Source organism: Bacteroidota bacterium (assembly GCA_016213405.1).
In the GTDB taxonomy this organism is placed as follows: Bacteria; Bacteroidota; Bacteroidia; order Palsa-948; family Palsa-948; genus Palsa-948.
Genome location: JACRAM010000017.1, coordinates 1 through 6,702, shown reverse-complemented (window position 1 = coordinate 6,702; position 6,702 = coordinate 1). Strand labels below are relative to the sequence as shown.

The following is a 6,702-nucleotide window of genomic DNA, read 5'->3' as shown; positions in this document are numbered from 1 at the left end:
GATTTTTTATCCAACGGGGTAAATTGGTTTGTTTTCTGTTTCTGTCCAGCTCCGATGGTCACGAAGGACTCCTTCGGAGAGTCCCTTCGGGACAAGATTGCCCTCACTCACAGACCTGCACGAGGAGGGCTTTCTTGTTTTTAACCCGAATTTTGCAATTCAAATTTTTAACACAGAGCACACGGAGTCAAAAAGAGTTTCACAGAGAAAACTATTTTCTTACTCCGTGTAACTCATGAATTTCTCAGTGAACTCTGTGTTGAATAGTATTACAACTGAAAAATCTGGGTTTACGCCATTAATAAATTACATCCCCTCAAATCGCTGTTATCCATCCTGCCCAACACTTCAAACGAACCGTCTTTATGAATTCTTCCAACATCCTGAGTTGCGATGAATGAGCAGGAATGAATGTTTGCCAAGTCAATAATATTGAGCGCACCGGTTTTTCCGTGCGGAAAAATTTGAAAAGGGTCGTTCACATCACGCACAAAAACTTTCATCCAGGGCGGGCAGTTAAAAATTCCATCACCGGTTGAATATGCCTGTGATAACAGCTCTGTCATTCCGTATTCAGAATGTATTTTTTGCACTCCGAATTTTTCGCAGAGGATTTTGTGAAGTTCTTCGCGGGTGATTTCTTCCCCGCCTGTCAACATACTGCCTGATTGATGGCGGGCAGGTCTGCGCCCTTTCATGCCGCCCGTTTCAACAACAAACAGCCAGTCCTCTCCCTTTCTCCCTCTCCCATTGGGAGAGGGTTGGGGTGAGGGCAAAGAGGGGAAATCTAACAGCGCAAATGAAACTCCGAATAAAATTACTTTTTGCTTTTTCTGTAAAAGAGTTTGAAGCACCTGCAAAAGAGTTTCATCCTTCTGATTATAAAACGTGCTGTACTTGTTTTTGCTTTGCCTGATTAAATCCTGCATCATATATATAAGGGAGGAATTCCGGTTCTCATAATACCCGGGAAGAAGCGCGAGGATGGCATATTGCTTTACATCTCCGTAAAACAATTCAAAACTTTTTCGAAAGCTTTTTTCATACAGTGAAATATCTGAAACGTAATGTTTGCTGCGCTCCGTTCCTGTAGTTCCAGAACTAAGAAAAACTTGTGATTTGTGATTTGTGACTTGAGACTTGGTAATTACTTCGTGTGTCTTGAAGAATTCAATCGGCAAGAAAGGGATATGCAAAATGCTTTTTATCTTTTCAGGAGTCGCTCCAAGCTGTTCAATATATTTTTTGTAAACCCCGTGGGACTTGGTTTTTTGTTCAACGGGGTAAACAGGATTTCCTTCTGCCTGAAGGCGAAAAATCTCCATCGCTTTCTTTTCAAACTCTTTTTTGCTTTTGATAGAAAATACTGAGGAAGGATTCACAATAAATTAAGTAACTGTTTAAATTTTATTTTGAAATGTTTTTTATGAAGAAAGATGGAACACAGATGACGCAGATTTTACAGATAAGCGCAGACAAAATCCGTGAAAATCAGTTTAACCAGCGTCATCAGCGTTCTATTTTAGAAATTTAAACCGTTACTAAAACTAAAATACAATGGGCGGAGTTTCTATGGTATTGCTTTTATGCTTTGCTTTATCATACATATATGCCTTGTACATTATTTTTGGAACAATAACTTCGAAATCACTCTGCTTAACATATATAAGTCCTTTCATGGGTTCGCTCGGGTCGCCATCGGGCAGAACGGGCGGAACGCGGTAAAAAACTTTAAAGGTGTCAAGGGCGGCAGTAGCAAGGTCATCAAAAGGAATCCATAGACCTGCTGTTACTGTATCCGGGAAAAATGGAATCATGCAGAAATTTCCCTTCTTAAAATCACCCAGCGTGTCTGCCTGGTCTAAGCCAATATCTCCTTCATTATCTGTAAAAGAAACCACCAGTTCAACCGAGTCAGGGCTTGATGGGTTGCCGTAGCGTATGAAATCTTTATAGGCAATAACTGGCTCGGATGGATAAACGGGCTTGTCTTTACAGGAAGAAATTGCAATTCCTGTCAAAATCACCACCGCCAGCTTATATAGAGGTCTAACTTTCATCTGCACTTAATAGGTACGAATGTACGGAAATTATTATCAAATATTTTGCCTCCTCAAAGATTATTTGCATCTTTACAACCTGAAATAAATCCATAACCAAGAAAATGAAAAAATATTTTGTTGCCGGAGCATTATTGCTTTCAGCATTTACTGTTTTCGGGCAGGACATCCACTTCTCTCAATACAACCTCACTCCGCTTGTAATTAATCCTGCTCAGGCAGGCGCTTATAAGAACATTGAGGCAATTATCAATTACAAAAGCCAGTGGACGAGTATTTCGCCCAATGCCTATAAAACCGCTATGCTTACTGGCGACATGCGCCTGATGCAGAAAAAATGGAAGACCAGCTGGCTGGCAACAGGCATTAGTATTTTCAGCGACAAAGCGGGTGATGGCAATATGAAAACCATGCAAGGAAATCTTTCTTTCGGATACCACACACAACTAAACGATAAAAATACTTTGGGCGGAGCGTTGCTTGCAGGATTTGCTCAACGCAGCATTGATTTCAGCCAACTCACGTGGGATGAACAGTACGTTAATGGAACATATAATGCCGCTAATTCCAGCAATGAACCTGTTGGAAATGCCAAATTCGGATATCCTGATTTCGGGCTCGGAATTTTGTATCAGTTCAACAAAGGGCAGATGTACTCAACAGCTAATGATATGGTGATTATTCATACCGGACTTGCTCTCTTTCACCTGAATGCACCCAAGTATTCCTATTATGATGGTTCCAATGAAAAACTTTATACAAAAATTATTGGTCATGCCGATGCGCTCATCGGAATTAAAAACACAAATCTTTCTTTAGTTCCCGGTTTCCTGTATATGGGGCAGGGTCCTTCAGGAGAAATTCTTCCCGGTATGTATTTTCGCTATATGCTTCGCGAAGAATCCAAGTTCACCGGCTATGTAAAAGGCGCTTCCATTATGGTGGGCACTCACCTGCGCATAAAAGATGCTTTCATTCCTTCTGTGCAATTGGAAATTGCTGAATACACTCTCGGAATCAGCTATGATATGAACGTTTCAGGATTAAAGTCAGCAACATCAGGCAAAGGAGGATTTGAAATCTCTTTGCGTTATGGCAACCCGAATCCGTTCCTCTATAAATCAGCGGCAAGTTTTCAATGATGTCTGTCATAAAAATTTTAACCCTCAAAGTGAACAACTTTGGGGGTTTTTTATTTTGTCAGTTCCGTACGCATATTACATTTGCCACGCAACATTTACAATTATTTTTTTATGACTATTGATCAATACATCAATTCAAGCATAGGCAAAAAAACCGTGATGGCGGCAACGGGCTTGTTCCTCTGCTTATTTCTTGTCGAACATCTTTACAGCAACCTTCTCCTTCTCTTTACTGACGGAGGAGTTGCTTTTACCGAATGGTCGCATACGTTGGTGCACAATATGTTTATCCGTCTTGTTGAAGTATTTCTTTTTGCAGCAATCATTCTTCATGTGGTGCAGGCAGTTTATCTGACAAAACAGAGCTCTGATGCGAGACCTGTAAAATATGCTGTTTACAAAGTGAATGAAACTTCTTCTCCTTTTTCGCGCAACATGGGTATCAGCGGAAGTTTGATTTTATTTTTTATCGTGGTTCACATGTGGCAGTTTTTTGTTCCCTACAGAATAATGGATACCGTGGGAGGTGAAGGACAGGTGAACGTGGCGGAAACAATAAAAGAAGCTTTTCAAAATCCATGGTACGTTCTCCTTTATGTTGCATCCGCAACCTTTCTTGCTTTTCATCTGAATCACGGATTTCAGTCCGCGTTTACTACGCTTGGACTTAATTCAAAAAAATACAAGGGGCTGATTTCCCTCTTCGGAAGTTTTTTTGCTTTTGGATTTGTTGGCCTCGGTTTTTCAATTATCCCGATTCTGTTTTATTTCGGCATTGCCGGCAATACTTTTTGAAAATAGATTTAAATGCTTTTAACACAGAGAACACAGAGTTTAAAGAGTTTCACAGAGAAGGATTACAATGCTCTCTCTCAGAGAATCATTTATTGCTGCATGGAAGTTCACAAGGAACTTGGACCAGGATTGATGGAATCAGTATATGAAGTTTGTACAGAGAATGTCATGCGGAAAGAGGGACTCTTCGTGCAATGCCAAGTTGTTCTTCCCGTTACTTTTAAAGGAGAAAAACTTGAAAAAGAATTTGTGATAGACACAATCGTGAATGAATTAATCATTCTTGAATTTAAATCTGTGGAAGTGATTCTTCCTGTACACGAAGCGCAATTAGTAACCTATCTGAAATTAGCCGATAAAAAATTAGGACTGCTGATAAACTTTAATGTGCCATTATTAAAGGAAGGTATCAGAAGAAAAATAAACGGTGATTTAAACTCTGTGTAACTCTGTTTTCTCAGTGAACTCTGTGTTGAAAAAAACATTTGTATGACAAAACTAAACTCTAAAATTCCGGAAGGAGAACTCGAAACCAAGTGGACAAAATATAAATCCACTGTTCCGCTCGTAAATCCATCCAACAAATTAAACATCGAAATTATTGTGGTGGGCTCCGGTCTTGCAGGCGCCTCTGCCGCTGCATCGCTTGCTGAGCTCGGCTACAAAGTAAAATGTTTTTGTTTTCAGGATTCTCCCCGCAGGGCGCATTCCATTGCCGCACAAGGTGGAATCAACGCTGCAAAAAATTATCAGAACGATGGCGACAGCGTGTACAGATTATTTTACGATACAGTGAAAGGTGGTGACTACCGCGCCCGCGAAGCAAATGTATATCGCCTTGCTGAAGTTTCTTCTGCTATCATTGACCAGTGTGTTGCGCAGGGAGTTCCCTTTGCGCGTGAATACGGAGGATATTTGGACAATCGTTCCTTCGGAGGAACACAAGTGCAGCGAACTTTTTATGCTGCCGGACAAACCGGTCAGCAGCTTTTGCTCGGTGCATATTCCGCATTGTCAAGACAAATCGGAAAAGGTTCTGTAGAAATGTACACCCGCCACGAAATGATGGATGTGGTAATCATTGACGAAAAAGCAAGAGGAATTATTGCCAGAGATTTGGTCTCAGGAAAACTCGAAAGACATTTCGGTCATGCGGTATTGCTTTGCACCGGTGGTTATGGAAATGTTTTTTATCTCTCCACCAACGCAATGGCTTGCAATGCTACTGCTATATGGAAAGCGCACAAGAAAGGCGCCTTCTTTGGTAATCCATGTTTCACTCAGATTCATCCGACATGCATTCCAGTTTCGGGAGATCATCAATCTAAATTAACCCTGATGAGTGAATCATTGAGAAATGACGGGCGCATTTGGGTTCCAAAAACAAAAGGAGAAACACGCAAGCCGAATGAAATTCCAGAAGAAGAAAGAGATTATTTTCTGGAAAGAAGATATCCTGCTTTCGGAAATCTGGTTCCGCGCGATGTGGCTTCACGCGCTTCTAAAGAACGCTGCGATGCCGGTTACGGAGTAGGCGCTTCTAAAATGGCGGTGTATCTCGACTTTGCGTTTAACACCCTTCGTTACGGGCAGATCGAAGCGCATAAGAATAACCTGCACAATCCTTCGCAGGAAGAAATTAAAAAACTTGGGCGAGAAGTAATAAAAGAAAAATACGGAAATCTCTTTGAGATGTACGAAAAAATTACCGGAGAAAATCCTTATGAAGTTCCGATGCGTATTTATCCAGCCGTGCATTACACCATGGGCGGATTGTGGGTGGATTATGATTTGATGACAACTGTTCCTGGTTTGTATACACTCGGTGAAGCCAATTTCTCTGATCACGGTGCAAATCGTTTGGGTGCTTCTGCGCTCATGCAAGGTTTGGCTGACGGATATTTTGTGATTCCATATACCATCGGTTCTTATCTTTCTACAGATATCCGCACAAAAGCAATTTCTAACGATCACGAAGCATTTGTAGAGACAGAGAAAAAAGTTCAGGAGACATTGAATCTGCTGATGAATGTGAAAGGAACAAAATCGGTTGACCATTTTCACAAGCGGCTCGGAAAAATTATGTGGGATAAATGCGGAATGGGACGCAATGAAAAAGGATTGACCGAAGCGATAATGGAGATCCGCGCGTTGCGTGAAGAATTCTGGAAAGATGTGCGTATTACCGGAGCGCAAAACGAATTAAATCCTGAATTGGAAAAAGCAGCCCGTGTTGCAGATTTTCTCGAACTCGGGGAATTGATGTGCATGGACGCGCTGAATCGTAAAGAATCCTGTGGCGGGCATTTCCGTGAAGAATCCCAAACCGAAGAAGGAGAAGCAAAACGTGATGACGAGAATTTCACATACGTTGCAGCTTGGGAAAGCAAAGGAGACAACAAATGGGAAATGCATAAGGAAGAATTAGTTTTTGATGTAGTTCATCCTTCACAAAGAAGCTACAAGTAGGCAATTGCAAATGGCAATACATACAAGAAGTAATTCGTAATATTCGTAACAAAATTCGTTAATTGGTAACCAGGAAAAGCAAGCCGAAATAAAATTAGGCATGTATCACCTTATTGGAATTAGTAAATTTGACAATGACCTTTAAACAAGAACAAAAATATGTCCTTAAAAAACTAAAAGAAAAAGAAGCACTTGTTTATTCACCAAAATATATTCTTCAAAATTTTGTTGAAATG

Annotated in this window: 6 protein-coding genes; 4 read left to right on the top strand and 2 right to left on the bottom strand. The window is 40.8% G+C overall.

The window, feature by feature from the left end:
• Positions 1 to 290 precede the first annotated feature (290 nt).
• Complete coding sequence (locus HY841_02475) at positions 291 to 1,325, bottom strand: acyl transferase (protein MBI4929600.1); 1,035 nt, start codon at positions 1,323 to 1,325, stop codon at positions 291 to 293.
• 222 nt (positions 1,326 to 1,547) lie between these two features.
• Complete coding sequence (locus HY841_02470) at positions 1,548 to 2,060, bottom strand: hypothetical protein (protein MBI4929599.1); 513 nt, start codon at positions 2,058 to 2,060, stop codon at positions 1,548 to 1,550.
• A 104-nt stretch (positions 2,061 to 2,164) separates the two neighbouring features.
• Here HY841_02470 and HY841_02465 point away from each other — a divergent pair, with 104 nt between their 5' ends.
• The 4 genes from HY841_02465 to HY841_02450 all read left to right on the top strand — a co-directional run bounded on the left by HY841_02465 (position 2,165) and on the right by HY841_02450 (position 6,466).
• Positions 2,165 to 3,202 (top strand): PorP/SprF family type IX secretion system membrane protein, encoded by a 1,038-nt coding sequence (locus tag HY841_02465; GenBank protein ID MBI4929598.1) that lies wholly within the window; start codon positions 2,165 to 2,167, stop codon positions 3,200 to 3,202.
• A gap of 111 nt (positions 3,203 to 3,313) precedes the next feature.
• Complete coding sequence (locus HY841_02460) at positions 3,314 to 3,997, top strand: succinate dehydrogenase cytochrome b subunit (GenBank protein ID MBI4929597.1); 684 nt, start codon at positions 3,314 to 3,316, stop codon at positions 3,995 to 3,997.
• A 12-nt stretch (positions 3,998 to 4,009) separates the two neighbouring features.
• Entirely contained in the window at positions 4,010 to 4,444 is a 435-nt protein-coding gene (locus HY841_02455) for a GxxExxY protein (protein MBI4929596.1), read from the top strand.
• 42 nt (positions 4,445 to 4,486) lie between these two features.
• The gene (locus HY841_02450; GenBank protein MBI4929595.1) at positions 4,487 to 6,466 is read left to right on the top strand and encodes a fumarate reductase/succinate dehydrogenase flavoprotein subunit; all 1,980 of its coding nucleotides are present in this window, start codon (positions 4,487 to 4,489) and stop codon (positions 6,464 to 6,466) included.
• Positions 6,467 to 6,702 lie beyond the last annotated feature (236 nt).